This is a genomic window from Pantoea sp. RCC30.1, from assembly GCF_058148845.1.
The window spans coordinates 1-18,422 of record NZ_JBXUHX010000006.1 but is presented as its reverse complement, the minus strand read 5'-3'; the positions used below and the strand labels follow the sequence as shown (position 1 = coordinate 18,422).

Below are 18,422 nucleotides of genomic sequence, written 5' to 3'. Positions count from 1 at the left end.
CCATGTCAGCGCGTCCTTTAACGATTGCCCTGGTCGCCGGAGAAACCTCCGGCGATATTCTTGGTGCAGGTCTGATTCGAGCCCTGAAAGCGCGTCATCCTGATGCACGCTTTATCGGCGTGGCAGGTCCACTGATGCAGGCTGAAGGGTGTGAAGCCTGGTATGAGATGGAAGAGCTGGCGGTGATGGGCATCGTCGAGGTGCTGGGTCGCCTGCGACGTCTGCTGACAATCCGCCGCGATCTCACCCGACGCTTTACCGAGCTCAGACCCGATGTCTTTGTCGGAATTGATGCGCCCGATTTCAATATCACGCTGGAAGGCAATCTCAAACGCACGGGTATCCGCACTATCCACTATGTCAGTCCTTCAGTGTGGGCATGGCGGCAAAAGCGCGTCTTTAAGATTGGTCGTAACACCGATCTGGTGCTGGCCTTCCTGCCGTTTGAAAAAGCCTTCTACGATCGCTATAACGTTCCATGTCGCTTTATCGGCCACACCATGGCGGATGCCATGCCGCTGCAACCCGATAAACTGGCTGCGCGCCGTCATCTCGGCATTGCTGATGATGCGCTCTGTCTGGCCCTGCTGCCAGGCAGCCGTGGTGCGGAAGTGGAAATGCTAAGCGCTGATTTCCTGAAAACAGCTCAATTATTGCGTCGTCACTATCCTGCGCTGGAAATCGTGGTGCCGCTGGTTAACGCCCGTCGTCGCGAACAGTTTGAGAAGATCAAAGCCGACGTCGCACCCGAACTGCCGATGCATCTGCTGGATGGTCAGGGGCGTGAGGCGATGATTGCGAGCGATGCCGCACTCCTGGCGTCAGGTACTGCCGCACTGGAGTGCATGCTGGCAAAATGCCCTATGGTCGTCGGTTATCGCATGAAGCCGGCCACTTTCTGGCTGGCGAAACGGCTGGTGAAAACGCCTTATGTCTCACTGCCAAACCTGCTGGCAGGGCGTGAGCTGGTCAAAGAGTTACTGCAGGATGAGTGCCAGCCTGAAGCCCTCGCCGCGGCGTTAGATCCGCTGCTGCATGCCGGGCCTGAACGCGAAACTTTGCTGCAGACGTTTCATGAATTACATCAACAGATCCGCTGGAACGCCGATGAGCAGGCAGCGGATGCGGTACTGGAGCTGGTGAATGCCTGATTTTATCTATCCTGTCGCCAGACTAATTGCCGGTGTGGACGAAGTAGGTCGCGGTCCGCTGGTTGGCGCGGTGGTCACTGCTGCCGTGATCCTCGATCCGGCCAACCCGATTGCCGGCCTGGCTGACTCAAAGAAACTGTCGGAAAAACGCCGCCTGGCGTTGTACGACGAAATCAAAGAGAAGGCGCTGGCATGGAGTCTGGGACGCGCAGAACCTGAAGAGATCGATCAGCTCAACATTCTGCACGCTACCATGCTGGCGATGCAGCGTGCGGTAACTGGCCTGAGTATCCAGCCCGACTATGTGCTGATTGATGGTAACCGTTGCCCGGCACTGCCTATGCCTTCACAGGCCGTTGTCAAAGGGGATAGCCTGGTTGCCGAAATCAGTGCGGCATCAATCATTGCCAAAGTGTCGCGTGACCAGGAGATGACCGAACTCGATCTGCTGTTCCCGCAGTATGGATTTGCGCAGCACAAAGGTTATCCGACGGCGCTGCATATGGAAAAACTGACGCAGTATGGCGTCACGCCGCACCACCGTCGCAGTTTTGCGCCCGTTCGTAATGCGCTGCTCGATGCTGAAGTACTGGCTGCCCGCCAGACCCTTACGCTTTAATAGCCTGACGCTGTTTTAACCGGAAACTGATATGGCTGAACCCCGTTTTATACATCTGCGTGTCCACAGTGACTATTCGATGGTTGATGGCCTGGCGAAAACCGGGCCATTGATCAAGAAGGCGGCAGCCCTTGGCATGCCTGCTATCGCGATTACCGACTTCACTAACCTTTGTGGTCTGGTGAAATTTTATGGTGGCGCGCACAGCGCAGGGATAAAGCCGGTTATTGGTGCCGATTTCAACGTTGCCAGTGAGTTGATGGGGGATGAACTGACACAGCTTACCGTGCTGGCGTCCAGTAATACCGGATACCAGAACCTGACGCTGCTAATCTCACGTGCCTATCAGCGTGGCTATGGCGTGGACGGACCGATTATTGATCGCGACTGGCTGATTGAACTGCAGGAAGGATTAATTCTGCTGTCGGGCGGACGGCGTGGCGATGTGGGTCGCAGCCTGCTGCGTGGCAACAATGCTCTGGTGTCGCAATGCCTGTCGTTTTATCAGCAACATTTCCCCGATCGCTACTACCTGGAGCTGATTCGTACCGGCCGTCAGGACGAAGAGAGCTATCTGCATGCCGCAGTTGAACTGGCGATTGCAGAGGGAATACCGGTGGTTGCCACCAATGAAGTCTGCTTTATTAATGCAGAAGATTTCGATGCGCACGAAATTCGCGTCGCCATTCATGACGGCTATACGCTGGATGACCCCAAGCGTCCACGCAACTACAGTCCTCAGCAATATATGCGCAGCGAAGAGGAGATGTGCGAGCTGTTCTCGGACATCCCTGAAGCGCTGGAAAACAGCGTAGAGATTGCTAAGCGTTGTAACGTGACGGTGCGGCTCGGCGAGTACTTCCTGCCGCAGTTCCCTACCGGCGACATGACCACCGAAGATTATCTGGTGGTGAAATCCCGTGAGGGCCTGGAAGAGCGTCTTGAGTTCCTGTTCCCGGACGAAGCCGAACGTCTGGAAAAACGCCCGGAATATGATGAGCGTCTGGAGATTGAACTCACCGTTATTAACCAGATGGGTTTCCCCGGCTACTTCCTGATTGTGATGGAGTTCATCCAGTGGTCTAAGGATAACGGCGTGCCGGTCGGGCCAGGTCGTGGTTCCGGTGCCGGTTCGCTGGTGGCCTATGCGCTGAAAATTACCGATATCGATCCGCTGGAATTTGACCTGCTGTTCGAACGCTTCCTGAACCCGGAACGTGTCTCGATGCCCGACTTCGACGTTGACTTCTGTATGGAGAAGCGCGATCAGGTAATCGAACACGTCGCGGATATGTACGGACGTGAAGCAGTTTCCCAGATTATTACTTTCGGTACCATGGCGGCGAAAGCGGTTATCCGCGATGTGGGCCGCGTGCTGGGCCATCCTTACGGCTTTGTTGATCGCATTTCAAAACTGATCCCGCCCGATCCCGGCATGACGCTGGAAAAAGCCTTTATTGCTGAACCGCAGCTTCCAGCGATGTATGACGCGGACGAAGAGGTTAAAGCGCTGATCGACATGGCGCGCAAGCTGGAAGGGGTTACGCGTAACGCCGGTAAACATGCAGGTGGCGTGGTCATTGCGCCAACGAAGATTACCGATTTTGCGCCGCTCTATTGCGATGAGCACGGGCAGTTCCCGGTCACCCAGTTCGATAAGAATGATGTGGAATATGCCGGCCTGGTGAAGTTCGACTTCCTGGGTCTGCGTACGCTGACGATCATCGACTGGGCGCTGAAGATGATCAACCCACGCCGGGAAAAGCAGGGGCTGGAGCCGATCGACATCGCCTCAATCCCGCTGGATGATAAGAAAAGCTTCGATATGCTGCAGCGCTCGGAAACCACGGCGGTATTCCAGCTTGAATCGCGCGGTATGAAAGATCTGATTAAGCGTCTGAAGCCCGACTGCTTCGAAGATATGATCGCACTGGTGGCGCTGTTCCGTCCTGGTCCACTGCAGTCCGGCATGGTAGATAACTTCATCGACCGTAAGCATGGCCGTGAAGCGATCTCTTACCCGGATATCCAGTGGCAGCACGAAAGCCTGAAGCCGGTGCTGGAGCCGACCTACGGCATCATTCTTTATCAGGAACAGGTGATGCAGATCGCCCAGGTTCTCTCCGGCTACACGCTGGGCGGTGCAGACATGCTGCGTCGCGCCATGGGTAAAAAGAAACCCGAGGAGATGGCCAAGCAGCGTTCAGTCTTCCGCGACGGTGCCGAAAGCATGGGCATCGACGGCGAACTGTCGATGAAAATCTTCGATCTGGTAGAAAAATTTGCAGGCTATGGCTTTAACAAGTCACACTCTGCGGCCTACGCACTTGTCTCTTACCAGACGCTGTGGCTGAAGGCGCACTATCCAGCAGAGTTCATGGCGGCGGTAATGACCGCCGATATGGATAACACCGAGAAAGTGGTGGGACTGGTCGATGAGTGCTGGCGGATGGGGCTGAAAGTCCTGCCGCCCGATATCAACTCCGGTCTTTATCCGTTCCACGTTAATGAAGCGGGTGAGATCGTTTACGGCATCGGCGCGATCAAAGGCGTGGGTGAAGGCCCGATCGAAGCGATCATTGACGCCCGTAACGAAGGCGGTTATTTCCGCGAACTATTTGATCTTTGCGCCCGTACCGACACCAAAAAGATCAACCGTCGGGTAATGGAAAAACTGATCATGTCCGGCGCTTTCGATCGCCTCGGACCTCATCGCGCCGCGCTGATGAGTTCACTCAGTGATGCGTTAAAAGCCGCCGATCAACACGCGAAAGCGGAAGCGATTGGCCAGGCTGATATGTTTGGCGTGCTGGCGGAAGAGCCGGAGCAGGTTGAGAAATCGTACGCCAGCGTCACGCCGTGGCCTGAGCAGGTGCAGCTGGATGGCGAACGGGAAACGCTGGGGCTTTACCTTACCGGCCACCCGATTAATCAGTATCTGAAAGAAATTGAGCGTTACGTTGGCGGGGTGCGTCTGAAAGATATGCATCCTACCGATCGGGGGAAAATTACCGTGGCGGCCGGTCTGGTGATCGCGGCACGGGTAATGGTCACCAAACGCGGCAACCGAATTGGTATCTGTACTCTGGACGATCGCTCCGGTCGTCTTGAGGTGATGTTATTTACCGATGCGTTAGATAAATACCAGCAGTTGCTGGAGAAAGACCGAATTCTGATCGTCAGCGGACAGGTCAGCTTTGATGACTTCAGTGGTGGCCTTAAAATGACCGCTCGTGAAGTCATGGACATCGACGAAGCTCGCGAAAAATACGCGCGCGGACTTGCTATCTCGCTGACGGACAGGCAAATTGATGACCAGCTATTAAACCGACTCCGTCAGTCTCTGGAACCTCATCGATCAGGGACTATTCCGGTGCATCTCTACTATCAGAGAGCCGACGCGCGAGCGAAGCTGCGCTTTGGTGCAGCGTGGCGAATTTCGCCTAGCGATCGTTTACTTAACGATCTGCGCTCGTTGATTGGATCGGAGCAGGTGGAACTGGAGTTTGACTAGAACAGGAACATTATGAGTCTTAATTACCTGGATTTTGAACAGCCAATTGCAGAACTGGAAGCGAAGATCGATTCGCTGACCTCAATTGGTCGTCAGGATGATAAACACGTTAATCTGGATGAAGAAGTTCAGCGTCTGCGTGAGAAAAGTGTTGAGCTGACCCGTAAAATCTTCGCCGATTTGGGCGCATGGCAGATCGCTCAGCTGGCGCGTCATCCTTTGCGTCCTTACACCTTTGACTACGTGCGCAACGCCTTCGACGATTTCGATGAGCTGGCGGGCGACCGTGCTTATGCAGATGACAAAGCGATTGTGGGCGGGATTGCGCGTCTTGATGGACGTCCAGTGATGATCATCGGGCACCAGAAAGGCCGTGAAACCAAAGAGAAGATTCGCCGTAACTTCGGCATGCCAGCACCGGAAGGCTATCGCAAAGCGCTGCGCCTGATGGAGATGGCTGAGCGTTTCAAAATGCCAATTATCACCTTCATCGACACACCGGGTGCTTATCCTGGCGTGGGCGCGGAAGAGCGTGGGCAGTCTGAAGCGATCGCCCGTAACCTGCGTGAAATGTCTGGCCTGAAAGTACCGGTAATCTGTACGGTCATCGGTGAGGGCGGTTCAGGTGGTGCGCTGGCGATTGGCGTGGGCGATAAAGTGAATATGCTGCAGTACAGCACCTATTCAGTGATCTCACCGGAAGGCTGTGCTTCCATTCTGTGGAAAAGCGCTGACAAAGCGCCGCTGGCCGCCGAAGCGATGGGTATTACTGCTCACCGTCTGAAAGAGCTGAAGCTGATTGACTCTGTGATCCCTGAGCCGCTGGGTGGCGCACATCGTCGTCCGGTTGATATGGCGCAGTCACTGAAGCAGCAGCTGCTGGCTGACCTGGCCGATCTCGATGGATTAAGCACTGAAGAGCTGCTGGATCGTCGTTATCAGCGCCTGATGAGCTACGGCTACGCCTGATTTAGCTTCCTTAAAAAAGCGGACTCCGGTCCGCTTTTTTTATGCCGTTGGTTTATCTAAGCACGCCGTCCACCGCCTTTCAGCCTCATCTGATCGTCCCCTTGCTACACGTTCCCTGGGTTAGCGGTTATGCTTGTCCGGTTGCACAACAATCACGGAGATGGGCATTGAATATTCTGGCGATCATGGGCGCGCACGGCGTGTTTTATAAAGATGAACCGTTACGCGAACTCGACGCGGCGTTAAATCTGCAAGGCTTCCAGCTGCTTTACCCGAAAAACAGTGACGATCTGCTGAAACTGATCGAACACAATCCGCGTATCAGCGGCGTCATCTTCGACTGGGACACGCACAATAGTCCGGAGCTGTGCGGTGAGATTAATCAGCTCAACGAATACCTGCCACTGTATGCCTTTATCAACACCCACTCGCAGATGGACATCAGCATCAATGAGATGCGCATGCCACTGCACTTCTTTGAGTATGCGCTGAATGCCGCCGACGATATCGCGCTGCATATCCGGCAGTATACCAATGACTATCTCGACCACATTACGCCGCCACTGACTAAAGCGCTGTTCACCTATGTGAAAGAGGGCAAGTACACCTTCTGCACGCCGGGCCATATGGCGGGTACTGCGTTTCAGAAGAGCCCGGTAGGCTGCCTGTTTTATGATTTCTTCGGGGCCAATACCCTGAAGTCAGATATCTCAATTTCTGTTACCGAGCTGGGCTCGCTGCTGGATCACACTGGTCCGCATCTTGAAGCGGAAGAGTACATCGCTCGCACTTTTGGCGCCGAGCAGAGTTACATGGTGACCAACGGCACCTCAACGTCGAATAAAATTGTCGGTATGTATGCCGCCCCGGCGGGCAGCACTGTGCTGATCGATCGTAACTGCCACAAGTCTCTGACCCATCTGCTGATGATGAGCGATCTGATCCCGATCTGGCTGAAGCCGACCCGCAATGCGCTGGGTATTCTCGGCGGTATCCCGAAGCATGAATTTACCCGCGAGAGTATTACGCAGAAGGTCGCTGCGACCGATCGCGCCACCTGGCCGGTTCATGCGGTAATCACTAACTCAACTTACGATGGGCTGCTCTACAACACCCAGTACATCAAAGAGACGCTGGATGTACCGTCGATTCATTTCGATTCGGCTTGGGTGCCTTACACCAATTTCCATCCGATCTACGCCGGTAAAAGCGGCATGAGTGGCGACCGCATCCCGGGCAAAGTGGTGTACGAAACGCAATCGACCCACAAATTGCTGGCGGCGTTTTCGCAGGCATCCATGATTCACATTAAAGGCGACTACGACGAACAGACGTTTAACGAAGCCTACATGATGCACACCACCACTTCGCCCAATTACGCCATCGTCTCTTCTATTGAAACTGCTGCTGCGATGCTGCGCGGTAATCCCGGCAAGCGACTGATCAATCGCTCTGTGGAGCGCGCGCTGCACTTTCGTCGTGAGATCCAGCGCCTGCGTGAAGAGTCCGACAGCTGGTTCTTCGATATCTGGCAGCCAGAACAGATCGACGAAGCGCAGTGCTGGGCGATCCAGCCTGGTGAAGAAGACTGGCACGGATTTACTCAGGCCGATCGCGATCACATGTACCTCGATCCGATCAAAGTCACTATCCTGACGCCGGGCATGAGCGAGCTGGGGGTGATGGCAGAAGAGGGGATCCCGGCGGCGCTGGTGGCGAAGTTCCTTGATGAGCGCGGCATTGTGGTGGAGAAAACTGGCCCTTACAATCTGCTGTTTCTGTTCAGCATCGGTATCGACAAAACCAAAGCGATGAGCGTGCTGCGTGGTCTGACTGAGTTCAAACGCGCCTACGATCTCAATCTGCGGGTGAAGAACATGCTGCCGGATCTCTATGCTGAAGATCCCGACTTCTATCGCAATATGCGCATTCAGACGCTGGCGCAGGGGATCCATCAGCTGATACGCCATCATGACCTGCCTCGTCTGATGCTGCAGGCATTTGATGTCCTGCCAGAAATGAAGATGACGCCGCATCAGGCGTTTCAGCAGCAGGTGAAGGGCAATATCGAAACGGTAGATCTCAGCGAACTGGTCGGGCGGGTATCAGCCAACATGATTCTGCCTTATCCACCAGGTGTTCCACTGGTGATGCCGGGAGAGATGATTACCGAGAAGAGCCGTGCCGTGCTCGATTTCCTGCTGATGCTATGCAGCATTGGCCAGCATTATCCGGGCTTCGAAACGGATATACACGGTGCAAGCCTGACGGAAGAGGGCGAGTACCGCGTCCGCGTGCTGAAAAACGATCCCACGTAAGCTTTTAAACGACTAACAGCGGCAGGGTGTCTGCGGACAGCCTGCCCGAATCAGGATATTTACTATGTTGCAGTTAACCGCTATTCACCACATCGCCATCATCGCTTCTGACTATCAGCGCAGCAAAGCATTCTATTGTGACGTGCTGGGCTTTCGCCTGATGGGCGAATATTACCGCGAGGCGCGTGACTCCTGGAAAGGCGACCTGGCCTTACAGGATCGCTATACCATTGAGCTGTTCTCTTTTCCTGAGCCGCCGGCGCGGGTCAGTCATCCCGAGGCATGTGGTCTGCGTCATCTCGCTTTTACCGTGCCGGATGTTGCCGCCGCTGTCGCGACGCTGGCTGATAAAGGTATTACCTGCGAGCCGATTCGTATCGATGAACTGACCGGTAAACAGTGTACATTCTTTGCAGATCCGGATGGTTTGCCGCTGGAGCTTTATCAGGCGTAAAATAGCGCGCTCAGCGGGCGACATGCAGTGGCCCGATTTTCTGGATTCTGCCATGTCTTTGCCCGCTTTTGACGCTCTGTTGCAACCCGATGCCGCGCTGGTGGTCGCATTCAGCGGCGGACTTGATTCAACGGTGCTTCTGTATCAGCTTCGCGGCTGGCAACAGCAGCATCCTCAGTCGCGCCTCAGGGCGTTGCATGTTCACCACGGGCTCAGCCCGAATGCCGATCGCTGGGCAGCTCATTGTCTGTCGGTATGCGAGCAGTGGCAACTGCCGTGTGAGGTATTGAGCGTTACCGTGGATGGCAGGGAAAAGGGCATAGAAGCAGCTGCCCGCACCGCCCGTTATCAGGCACTGAGTGCGGCACTGCAGCCGGGTGAAGTTTTACTCACCGCACAGCACCTCGACGATCAGTGTGAAACCTTTATGCTGGCGCTGAAGCGCGGCAGCGGTCCTGCCGGGTTGGCGGCGATGCCCGCTGCGCGTGCGCTGGGTTCGCATCAGCTGGTGCGTCCGCTGCTGAATCAGTCGCGACAGACGCTTGAGGCCTATGCCGACGCACATCAGCTGGTGTGGATCGAAGATGAGAGCAATCAGGATCAACGCTACGACCGTAACTTCCTTCGTCAGCGGCTACTGCCGGCGCTTTCCCAGCGCTGGCCCCATTTTGCCGAGGCGACAGCCCGAAGTGCGGCGTTGTGCAGTGAGCAGGAGCAATTACTGGATGAACTGCTCGCCGGACAACTAAATGAGCTCATCCAGCCAGACGGCAGCCTGCACTTTCCGCCCTTGATGGTCATGAGTGAGCTGCGTGCTAATGCGTTATTGCGCCGCTGGATCGCCGGGCAGGGTGGGGCGATGCCCTCCCGTGAAGCGCTGAAACGCATCCACGATGAAGTGATGGCGAGCCGGGAGGATGCGCAGCCGAAGCTGCGATTCGGTCAGGCTGAACTCCGGCGTTACCGGCAGCAACTTTACTGGCTGCCGTTGCTCAGTTCACTGCGCGACACCGAGCTGGCATGGCCCGATCTTTGCCAGCCACTGGCGTTGCCGCAGAATCTCGGCACGCTACGCGCCAGTCAGTCGCAGAGCCTGTTGCGCTATCCTCAGCCGGATGAGCAGGTCAGCGTGCGATTTCATGCGCAGGGTCACGTCCATCTGGTGGGCCGTCATGGCGGAAGGGAAATGAAGAAGCTGTGGCAGGAGTTACAGATACCGCCGTGGCAGCGAGAGCGGCTGCCGTTAATTTTTTATAACCAGACGCTGATCTGTGTTCCGAATCTGTTTGTCACCCACGCTGGCGCGGCCAGCGATCAGCCGGGCTGGCAGATAATCTGGGACGGAGCATCCCGCGCAGGAGAGCAAAAATAATGAAGCAATGGCTTATCGCCTGTTTAGTGGCCGCCGTGTTACCGGCATGGGCTGCGGGTGATGCGCAGCGTGGCGCACAGAAAGCGGGAAGCTGTATGGCCTGTCATGGCACAGCGGGAAAAGCGGCGGTGCCGCTGTACCCAAACCTGGCCGGGCAACACGCACCTTATCTGGAACATGCCCTGCAGGCCTATAAAAAGGGCGAGCGCAGTGGGGGGCAGGCTGAGGTGATGAAAGCGTTTGTGGCGGGATTGAGTGACGGCGATATGGCGGATCTGGCGGCGTATTACAGTTCGTTGCAACCCTGAGGTTTAACAGGGCGGGAAGGTCCCGCCCATGATGCGTGCATTACTCTGCGCTGACAACGACCGTACCCAACTCGGGATGGGTGAAGCTGGCGATATGGTCGAGACGTAATTCGCGATGCTCACCAGAAAGGTCGATAGCCAGATATTCCACGTTCTTGCGTGAAAAGATCTCTTTTGCCCCGGCTTTAAGCTGCTCGCCATCTTTCATTTCCAGCGACAGCATCCAGTTGTTCTGGCAGGCGAGTTCAAGATTATCGTAATCATCGCAATTGATAGGTTGGTACGCTTCATTTATCAACATAGTCGCTCACCAATAAGTTAGCAGCGGCATAGGCCGCCTGTTCCCTGACAGAAGAGTTTAGCTCAGTATTTGCGGCAATATCATTAAGTGCCTTCAATGCGCAGCCAATCGCATCCGGTATGTAACCTAAATCCCCGCTACCGATTTCGGCATATTTCCGGCGAACTAACTCACAATAATTTTGCACGTGGCCCTCCTCGGCAGAGCATAAATACTCTGGTTAACTGGCGACTATATCATAGCCATTCGGAGGAAATCAGCCTGCGTAAAGCAGGAACCGTGTGCGAATCACTGCTAAAGTGACAGATTCCGCTGTCTGAGGTGGAATAAATCAGAGCACAAAAGGTTAATTTGATGAACAGGTTATCGGAGGTCAACGTGATTAAGGTGTGGGGAGCGAGTCAATGATTATGCTATCCCGTTCGGTTGAGATTCCGGAGAGTGAGATTGAGCTGACGGCGATTCGCGCTCAGGGCGCAGGCGGACAACATGTCAACAAAGCCAGCACCGCCATTCATCTGCGCTTCGATATTGCGGCCTCTTCACTGCCCGCGTTTTATAAAGAGCGGTTGCTCACCGCCAGCCACCATTTGATTACCGGTGATGGCGTCGTGGTGATCAAGGCGCAGGAGTATCGCAGTCAGGAGATGAATCGTGAAGCGGCGCTGCAGCGTCTGGTCAATTTAATCCAGGAGCTCAGTACCGTGGAAAAAGCCCGGCGCGCCACGCGGCCGACCCGCGCCTCTAAAGAACGTCGTCTGGAAGGTAAATCACGCCGCAGTACGACTAAATCGATGCGCGGCAAGGTGCAATAAAAAACGCCCCGCAGGCGGGGCGTTTGACTAACGCTAAGAACTTACTTATTCAGAGCCTTCAGCAGGAAATCAACGATTTCATCCTGCTTAATCATCTGCTTCTCACCGGCACGACGTGATTTGTATTCAATCTCCTGATTGTCGAGATTGCGGTCGCCGATGACGATGGTGTGTGGCACACCGATCAGTTCCATATCTGCGAACATCACGCCCGGACGCTCTTTACGGTCATCCAGGATAACTTCAACGCCTTTGGCACGCAGAGTGGCATACAGTTCTTCCGCCAGCTCTTTAACGCGGAACGATTTCTGCATATTCATCGGCAGAATTGCCACCTCGAAAGGTGCCAGTGCGGCTGGCCAGATGATGCCGCGATCGTCATGGTTCTGCTCAATGGCCGCGGCAACAACGCGAGTGATGCCGATGCCGTAGCAGCCCATGCTCATTACCTGATTACGTCCATCCTCACCCTGCACGGATGCTTTCAGCGCGTCAGAATACTTGGTGCCGAGCTGGAAGATGTGACCGACTTCGATGCCGCGTTTGATTTGCAGCGTACCTTTGCCATCCGGGCTTAAATCGCCTTCGACCACGTTACGGATATCCGCAATGCTAGCCAGCGGCAGATCGCGCTCCCAGTTAATGCCGAAGTAGTGTTTACCATCGACGTTGGCACCGGCGCTGAAATCGCTCATCTTCGCTACCGTACGGTCGGCAATGATCGGCATCTGCAGACCCACAGGCCCGATTGAACCCGGACCAGCACCCACTGCGGCGCGAATCTCTTCTTCCGTCGCGAATACCAGTGGTGATGCAACGATTGCTGACTTTTCTGCTTTGATCTCATTCAGCTGATGATCGCCGCGAACCAGCAGGGCAACCAGTGCATGACCGCTCTCTTCTGCACCTTTAACAATCAACGTTTTCACTGTCTTTTCAACAGGCACATTGAATTGCTCAACCAGCTCCGCGATGGTTTTTGCGTCTGGCGTCTCGACCAGTTGCATCTCCTGCGACGGCGCGGCACGTTCACCGGCGGGTGCGACGGCTTCGGCCAGCTCAATGTTAGCGGCGTAATCAGAATCTGTAGAGAAGATCACATCATCTTCACCGCTCTGCGCCAGCACCTGGAACTCATGTGATGCGCTGCCGCCGATAGAGCCGGTATCGGCCTGCACAGCACGGAAATCCAGTCCCATACGGCTGAAGATTTGGCTATAGGCGCGGTACATCGCGTCATACGTTTCCTGCAGCGACTCCTGCGACGTGTGGAACGAGTAAGAATCTTTCATGATGAACTCGCGTGAACGCATCACGCCAAAACGTGGACGCACTTCATCACGGAATTTGGTCTGAATCTGATACAGGTTGAGGGGCAACTGCTTATAAGAGCTCAGCTCATTACGGATCAGGTCAGTGACAACCTCTTCATGCGTCGGACCCAGCACGAACGGACGCTCGTGGCGATCGGCAATACGTAACAGTTCCGGGCCATACTCCTCCCAGCGACCGCTCTCCTGCCACAGGTCGGCGGGCTGCACAACCGGCATTAAAATCTCAACCGCGCCCGCGTTGTTCATCTCTTCACGAACGATGTTTTCGACTTTTTTCAGCACGCGAACCCCGGTCGGTAACCAGGTGTACAAGCCAGAAGCCAGTTTGCGGATCATACCGGCGCGCAGCATCAGCTGGTGGCTGATCACTTCAGCGTCGGAAGGCGTCTCTTTCTGAGTAGAGAGCAGATATTGAGTAGTACGCATTGATTACGGTTCCAGTTGATCGGAAAGTCACAGACAGAATTTTGCTGGCGGCTAGTGTACCAGTGAGATCACCGGCTCAAAAGCGGGTTTTAACGCGGGTCGATAGCGATCACTTCAGTACCGGCATCGTCGATGCGCCAGCGTACATTAAAATCCATCAGCCAGGCCGCATATTCCCGCTCCTGCGTTTCGCCTTGACGGTAAGCGGGGCGGGGATCCTGTGCCAGCACTTCACTGATAAAGCGTGCCAGATTGGGGTAGCGCGACTGCTGGTGAAGTTGCTGCTGGGCCAGCACGGAGAAGCGAACCGGCATATCAGCCGCAGGTGCCGCCTGAGCAAAACCCGCCTGGGCATGAGGCAGCGCTTCGGCAAAGGGCAGATAAGGTTTGATATCTACCACCGGGGTGCCATCAACCAGATCCAGACTGCCAAGCTGCAGGATCACCTGCTGTTTTTCAATTCTGATACCTTTCAGTTCAACCAGCGACATCCCAATGGGATTGGGACGGAACGTTGAACGTGTCGCAAATACACCCATGCGCGCATTGCCGCCCAGACGGGGAGGGCGAACCGTGGGACGCCAGCCACCTTCCATCGTCTGATGGAAAACAAAGAGCAGCCAGAGGTGACTGAATGCTTCCAGTCCGCGTACCGCTTCCGGCTGATTGTAAGGTGGCTGCAGGTGAAGCTCGCCGCCGCCATCCTGCACCAGGCCTGGCTGGCGTGGTACGGCAAACTTCTCCTTCCACGGCGAACGGATTACTCCAATTTGCGCAAAGGTGAATTCACTCATTGACTGCTGACTTTCAGCGCTGAACCCTGACAGACGGCCTGACGATAGCAGCCTGGCGTGCCGGTGACGATTTCACACTGATGCAGCAGCACTGCATTGGCTTTCATCTGTGACGCTTTGATCTGCAGACGTTTACGTGCCGTGGCGATGTTCGCCGGAGAGTTCTGATTGCTGATCTGGCAATCTTCAGCGGAGACTTCACCCAGATCGCGGAACGGCTTACTGACCAGATCGGCGGCATCGGTATAGAGTTTAACCGGGGCAGGTCGTGCTACAGGCTTGCGGGTCGGTTCACTGGATTGCTGCGGCCGGGACGGTGCGCTGCTTATCGGGTGATACTCATGAACACACCCTGTCAGCATCAATGCTAACAAGCAGAGCGGTAAAAAACGCATGGCAACATCCTCAGGTTTCAAAAAGTGGCGTTATTGAAACAAGGACAAGAATAAATAACAAGTCGGGCAGGGCACCCAATAACAGAAAGGGCGGCATAGCGCCGCCCTTCAGGAGATGAACAGCTGAATTACCAGCCTTTAACCGCGCCGCCGTTAAAGACTTTGTTAGCTTCTGCGTAAACTTCATCAGACTGGTAAGCCTTGACGAATTTCTTCACGTTTTCTGCATCTTTATTATCTTCACGCGCGACAATCAGGTTCACATAAGGTGAATCTTTATCTTCGACGAAAATGCCATCTTTCGCTGGCGTCAGGCCAATCTGGCTGGCGTAGGTGGTGTTGATCACCGCCAGCGCAATCTGCTGATCGTCCAGTGAGCGTGGCAGCTGCGGCGCTTCCAGCTCAACAATTTTCAGATGCTTAGGGTTCTCAGTGATATCCAGCGAGGTTGGCAGCAAGCCCACGCCATCTTTCAGTTTGATCAGACCTACTTTCTGCAGCAGCAGCAGTGTACGGCCCAGGTTGGTCGGATCGTTTGGAATAGCAACCTGCGCGCCATCCTGCAGCTCATCCAGTGATTTGATCTTCTTCGAATAGCCCGCGATTGGGTAGACGAAAGAATTACCCACTGAAACCAGCTTGTAGCCACGATCTTTGATCTGCTGATCAAGATAAGGTTTGTGCTGGAAGGCGTTAACGTCGATATCGCCTTTGCTCAGCGCTTCATTCGGCAGAACGTAGTCGTTGAAAGTGACCAGCTCAACGTCCAGACCATATTTCTCTTTGGCAACTTTCTGCGCTGCTTCAGCAACCTGCTGCTCAGCACCGACAATCACGCCCACTTTGATGTGGTTAGGGTCTTTCTCTTTTTGATCGCATCCTGCCAGCGCAATCGCGCCAATCAGTGCACCCACAGCGGCAATTTTCTTGAATCTGAAAGACATATCCTTTCCTTCTTAATAATGTGATATTGCTTGCTTATTTATGGGACACAGCACGCACGATGCGGTCGCCACAGAATTGAATGAGATACACCAAAACCACTAACAACACCAATACCGTATTCATCACAGTGGCGTTATATCCGATATAACCGTACTGATAACCGATCTGACCCAGGCCACCGGCACCCACCGCGCCACCCATGGCGGAGTAACCGACCAGAGTAATCAGAGTGATGGTCGCGGCGTTCACCAGGCCCGGCATCGCTTCCGGCAGCAGAACCTTACGGATGATCTGCATTGGCGTGGCGCCCATGGCTCGTGACGCTTCAATCAGGCCGGTTGGCAGTTCCAGTAAGGCGTTTTCAACCATACGCGCAATAAACGGCGCAGCGCCGACGGTCAATGGCACGATGGCTGCCTGCAGTCCGATTGAGGTGCCGACGATGACACGGGTAAAGGGAATCATCCAGACCAGTAGGATAATGAAAGGAATCGATCGGAAGATATTTACCAGCGCGGAGAGCACGCGATAAAGCCCCTGATTCTGCAGAATCTGTCCTGGACGGGTCACATAGAGTAAAACCCCGACCGGCAGGCCCAGCACAAAACCGAAAAAGCCCGAGACGAAGGTCATCATCAGCGTTTCCCACACGCCCCGTCCCAGCAACCACATCATCGCTTCAGACATAACCTAACACCTCTACTTTCACATGATTCTCCTTCAGCCAGGCTATCGCCTCGCGGGTATCGCTTTCTGTGCCATGCATTTCTGCCAGCATAATGCCGAACTTCACGCCACCGGCGTAATCCATCTGGGCACTGATAATGTTGTTATTCACGTTGTAACGGCGGGCTGCTTCGGAAAGCAGCGGCGCATCAACTGATTTGCCGGTGAATTCCAGTCGCAGCAGCGGCACAGTGTTTTCAGCCGCGGTGGCAGAAAGACGCTGCTGGTAGTCATCCGGGATATCCAGATGCAGCGTCGACTGAATAAACTGCTGTGCCAGAGGCGTTTTGGGATGAGAGAAAACTTCACTGACGCTATCTTTCTCAATCAGCTCACCGTGACTGATGACTGCAACCTGATCGCAGATGCGTTTCACCACATCCATCTCATGGGTGATCAGCAGAATCGTCAGTCCAAGTCGGCGATTAATGTCTTTAAGCAATTCCAGAATTGAGCGCGTCGTCGCAGGATCCAGTGCGCTGGTAGCTTCATCACACAGCAGGACCTTGGGATTACTGGCCAGAGCACGAGCAATGGCGACGCGCTGTTTCTGTCCGCCCGACAGATTTGCAGGCCACGCATCATGCTTGTCTGATAATCCCACCAGTTCCAGCAGTTCAGTGACGCGAGCATTGATCTGAGCGCGGGACAGATTACCGAGTTCCAGTGGAAGAGAGACGTTGCCCGCGACGTTACGGGAGTTCATCAGGTTAAAGTGCTGGAAGATCATTCCGATCTGGCGTCGTGCCTGAGTTAACTGACGTTCATTGAGTGCGGTTAAATCAGCTCCGTCGACCATTACGCGTCCCGAGGTAGGGCGCTCCAGCAGGTTAACGCAACGAATCAACGTACTTTTACCAGCACCGGAAGCGCCGATAACGCCATAAATCTGTCCGGCAGGCACATGCAGGCTCACATTCGTCAACGCCGGAATGGACCGCGTGCCTTGCTGAAACACCTTGGTAATATTTTCTAGTTTAATCATTATGTTATTTATTATCGTGTTGCGTTGTCCGTGGTGTGGGAGGCCTCGTCACTTTTATCCATGATAAAAGCTGGATGGATGTTAAGGCATCCAGACGTCTAAATCAATGGAAGTGATTCAATCTGACATTCTCCCTTTTATAGCAATCATGCGATACTGATCGGCAATTTTTACAGCAGGAGTTTCTACGTGGCGAATAAAGTCCCCGCTATTTTTCTTGATCGTGATGGCACCCTTAATGTCGACAATGGCTATGTCCATGAGATCGATGACTTCCAGTTTATTGACGGCACGATTGAAGCGCTGCAACAACTAAAGGCAATGGGATATGCGCTGGTGGTTGTGACCAATCAGTCTGGCATAGCGCGTGGTATGTTTACCGAAGATACCTTTATGCGCCTGACAGAATGGATGGACTGGTCGTTGGCCGATCGCGACGTTGATCTTGATGGCATCTATTTCTGTCCTCATCATCCCGAAGCAACAGTAGAAGCATTCCGTCAGGAATGTGACTGCCGTAAGCCGCAGCCGGGCATGCTGCTGACGGCACAGGAAGAATTACATATCGATATGGCCGCTTCTTATATGGTGGGTGACAAGCTGGAAGATATGCTGGCCGGGAAGGCTGCCGGTGTTGGCACCAAAGTGCTGGTGCGCAGCGGCAAACCGGTTACGGCTGAAGGTGAAGCGGCCGCTGACTGGGTAATTAATAGCCTGGCAGAGCTGCCAGGACGCATTAAAAAGGGTTAAAACGGCGCTTTTGTGCAAATTTCAGGCGAACAGCAAAAAAGTCTCAATTTGCACTTGCGCTATCTCAGCCGTTCCCTATAATGCGCCTCCACTGACACGGCAAACCGGCAACGGGAAAACGGGTTGAGAGGCACAGGAGACTGAGCCGCCGGAGAAAAACTTCTGAAATAGAGGTTGACTCTGCAGGAGGAAAGCGTAATATACGCCACCTCGCGACAGGACGCTAACGCACTGTTCGCACTGCTC

The 18,422-nt window shown here is 54.5% G+C and carries 18 protein-coding genes; 10 read left to right on the top strand and 8 right to left on the bottom strand.

Going from position 1 to position 18,422, the window contains the following annotated elements; genetic code table 11:
- Positions 1–2 precede the first annotated feature (2 nt).
- The 8 genes from lpxB (at position 3) to AC2LB6_RS07350 (ending at position 10,705) form a co-directional block, all read left to right on the top strand.
- Complete coding sequence (gene lpxB / locus AC2LB6_RS07385) at positions 3–1,151, top strand: lipid-A-disaccharide synthase (protein WP_490093012.1); 1,149 nt, start codon at positions 3–5, stop codon at positions 1,149–1,151.
- Positions 1,144–1,770 carry a ribonuclease HII gene (rnhB, locus tag AC2LB6_RS07380; RefSeq protein ID WP_490093011.1) on the top strand — a complete coding sequence of 209 codons (627 nt, stop codon included), beginning with the start codon at positions 1,144–1,146 and terminating at the stop codon, positions 1,768–1,770. Before lpxB ends, rnhB begins: the two co-directional genes overlap by 8 nt.
- A gap of 31 nt (positions 1,771–1,801) precedes the next feature.
- On the top strand, positions 1,802–5,284 hold the full coding sequence (gene dnaE, locus AC2LB6_RS07375) for a DNA polymerase III subunit alpha (RefSeq protein ID WP_473795633.1): 3,483 nt from the start codon (positions 1,802–1,804) through the stop codon (positions 5,282–5,284).
- A 12-nt stretch (positions 5,285–5,296) separates the two neighbouring features.
- Positions 5,297–6,253, top strand: a complete 957-nt coding sequence (accA, locus tag AC2LB6_RS07370) for an acetyl-CoA carboxylase carboxyl transferase subunit alpha (protein ID WP_003852630.1) — start codon at positions 5,297–5,299, stop codon at positions 6,251–6,253.
- A gap of 167 nt (positions 6,254–6,420) precedes the next feature.
- The gene (locus AC2LB6_RS07365; protein WP_490093010.1) at positions 6,421–8,571 is read left to right on the top strand and encodes a lysine decarboxylase LdcC; all 2,151 of its coding nucleotides are present in this window, start codon (positions 6,421–6,423) and stop codon (positions 8,569–8,571) included.
- Between the two features lie 64 nt (positions 8,572–8,635).
- Positions 8,636–9,025, top strand: a complete 390-nt coding sequence (locus tag AC2LB6_RS07360) for a VOC family protein (RefSeq protein WP_490093009.1) — start codon at positions 8,636–8,638, stop codon at positions 9,023–9,025.
- Positions 9,026–9,077: 52 nt separating this feature from the next.
- The gene (tilS, locus tag AC2LB6_RS07355; protein WP_490093008.1) at positions 9,078–10,397 is read left to right on the top strand and encodes a tRNA lysidine(34) synthetase TilS; all 1,320 of its coding nucleotides are present in this window, start codon (positions 9,078–9,080) and stop codon (positions 10,395–10,397) included.
- Positions 10,397–10,705 (top strand): c-type cytochrome, encoded by a 309-nt coding sequence (locus AC2LB6_RS07350; protein ID WP_490093007.1) that lies wholly within the window; start codon positions 10,397–10,399, stop codon positions 10,703–10,705. The genes tilS and AC2LB6_RS07350 overlap by 1 nt, the downstream gene beginning before the upstream one ends.
- A 40-nt stretch (positions 10,706–10,745) precedes the next feature.
- Here AC2LB6_RS07350 and rof read toward each other — a convergent pair whose 3' ends face one another.
- Positions 10,746–11,006, bottom strand: a complete 261-nt coding sequence (rof, locus tag AC2LB6_RS07345) for a Rho-binding antiterminator (protein ID WP_090964430.1) — start codon at positions 11,004–11,006, stop codon at positions 10,746–10,748.
- Complete coding sequence (locus AC2LB6_RS07340) at positions 10,993–11,193, bottom strand: YaeP family protein (RefSeq protein WP_003852623.1); 201 nt, start codon at positions 11,191–11,193, stop codon at positions 10,993–10,995. Before AC2LB6_RS07340 ends, rof begins: the two co-directional genes overlap by 14 nt.
- 217 nt (positions 11,194–11,410) lie before the next feature.
- On the opposite strand from AC2LB6_RS07340, the gene arfB reads away from it, so the two are divergent.
- A complete protein-coding gene (gene arfB, locus AC2LB6_RS07335; RefSeq protein ID WP_090964432.1) occupies positions 11,411–11,821 on the top strand; it encodes an alternative ribosome rescue aminoacyl-tRNA hydrolase ArfB in 411 nt (136 codons plus the stop codon).
- Between the two features lie 41 nt (positions 11,822–11,862).
- On the opposite strand, the gene proS is transcribed toward arfB, so the two are convergent.
- The 6 genes from proS to metN form a co-directional block, all read right to left on the bottom strand.
- The gene (gene proS / locus AC2LB6_RS07330; RefSeq protein WP_490093006.1) at positions 11,863–13,581 is read right to left on the bottom strand and encodes a proline--tRNA ligase; all 1,719 of its coding nucleotides are present in this window, start codon (positions 13,579–13,581) and stop codon (positions 11,863–11,865) included.
- An 89-nt stretch (positions 13,582–13,670) separates the two neighbouring features.
- Positions 13,671–14,375 carry a tRNA (N6-threonylcarbamoyladenosine(37)-N6)-methyltransferase TrmO gene (tsaA, locus tag AC2LB6_RS07325; RefSeq protein ID WP_490093005.1) on the bottom strand — a complete coding sequence of 235 codons (705 nt, stop codon included), beginning with the start codon at positions 14,373–14,375 and terminating at the stop codon, positions 13,671–13,673.
- Entirely contained in the window at positions 14,372–14,770 is a 399-nt protein-coding gene (rcsF, locus tag AC2LB6_RS07320) for an Rcs stress response system protein RcsF (RefSeq protein WP_090964438.1), read from the bottom strand. The genes tsaA and rcsF overlap by 4 nt, the downstream gene beginning before the upstream one ends.
- Positions 14,771–14,898: 128 nt before the next feature.
- Positions 14,899–15,714, bottom strand: a complete 816-nt coding sequence (locus tag AC2LB6_RS07315; protein WP_419139499.1) for a MetQ/NlpA family lipoprotein — start codon at positions 15,712–15,714, stop codon at positions 14,899–14,901.
- Between the two features lie 34 nt (positions 15,715–15,748).
- The gene (locus AC2LB6_RS07310) at positions 15,749–16,402 is read right to left on the bottom strand and encodes a methionine ABC transporter permease MetI (RefSeq protein ID WP_031375299.1); all 654 of its coding nucleotides are present in this window, start codon (positions 16,400–16,402) and stop codon (positions 15,749–15,751) included.
- Positions 16,395–17,426, bottom strand: coding sequence for a methionine ABC transporter ATP-binding protein MetN (metN, locus tag AC2LB6_RS07305; RefSeq protein WP_490093004.1), 1,032 nt, complete (start codon positions 17,424–17,426; stop codon positions 16,395–16,397). Before metN ends, AC2LB6_RS07310 begins: the two co-directional genes overlap by 8 nt.
- Before the next feature lie 189 nt (positions 17,427–17,615).
- Between metN and gmhB the strand changes: the two genes are divergently transcribed.
- Positions 17,616–18,176: a D-glycero-beta-D-manno-heptose 1,7-bisphosphate 7-phosphatase gene (gmhB, locus tag AC2LB6_RS07300; RefSeq protein ID WP_179897816.1), complete on the top strand. Its 561-nt coding sequence runs from the start codon at positions 17,616–17,618 to the stop codon at positions 18,174–18,176.
- Positions 18,177–18,422: the final 246 nt, after the last annotated feature.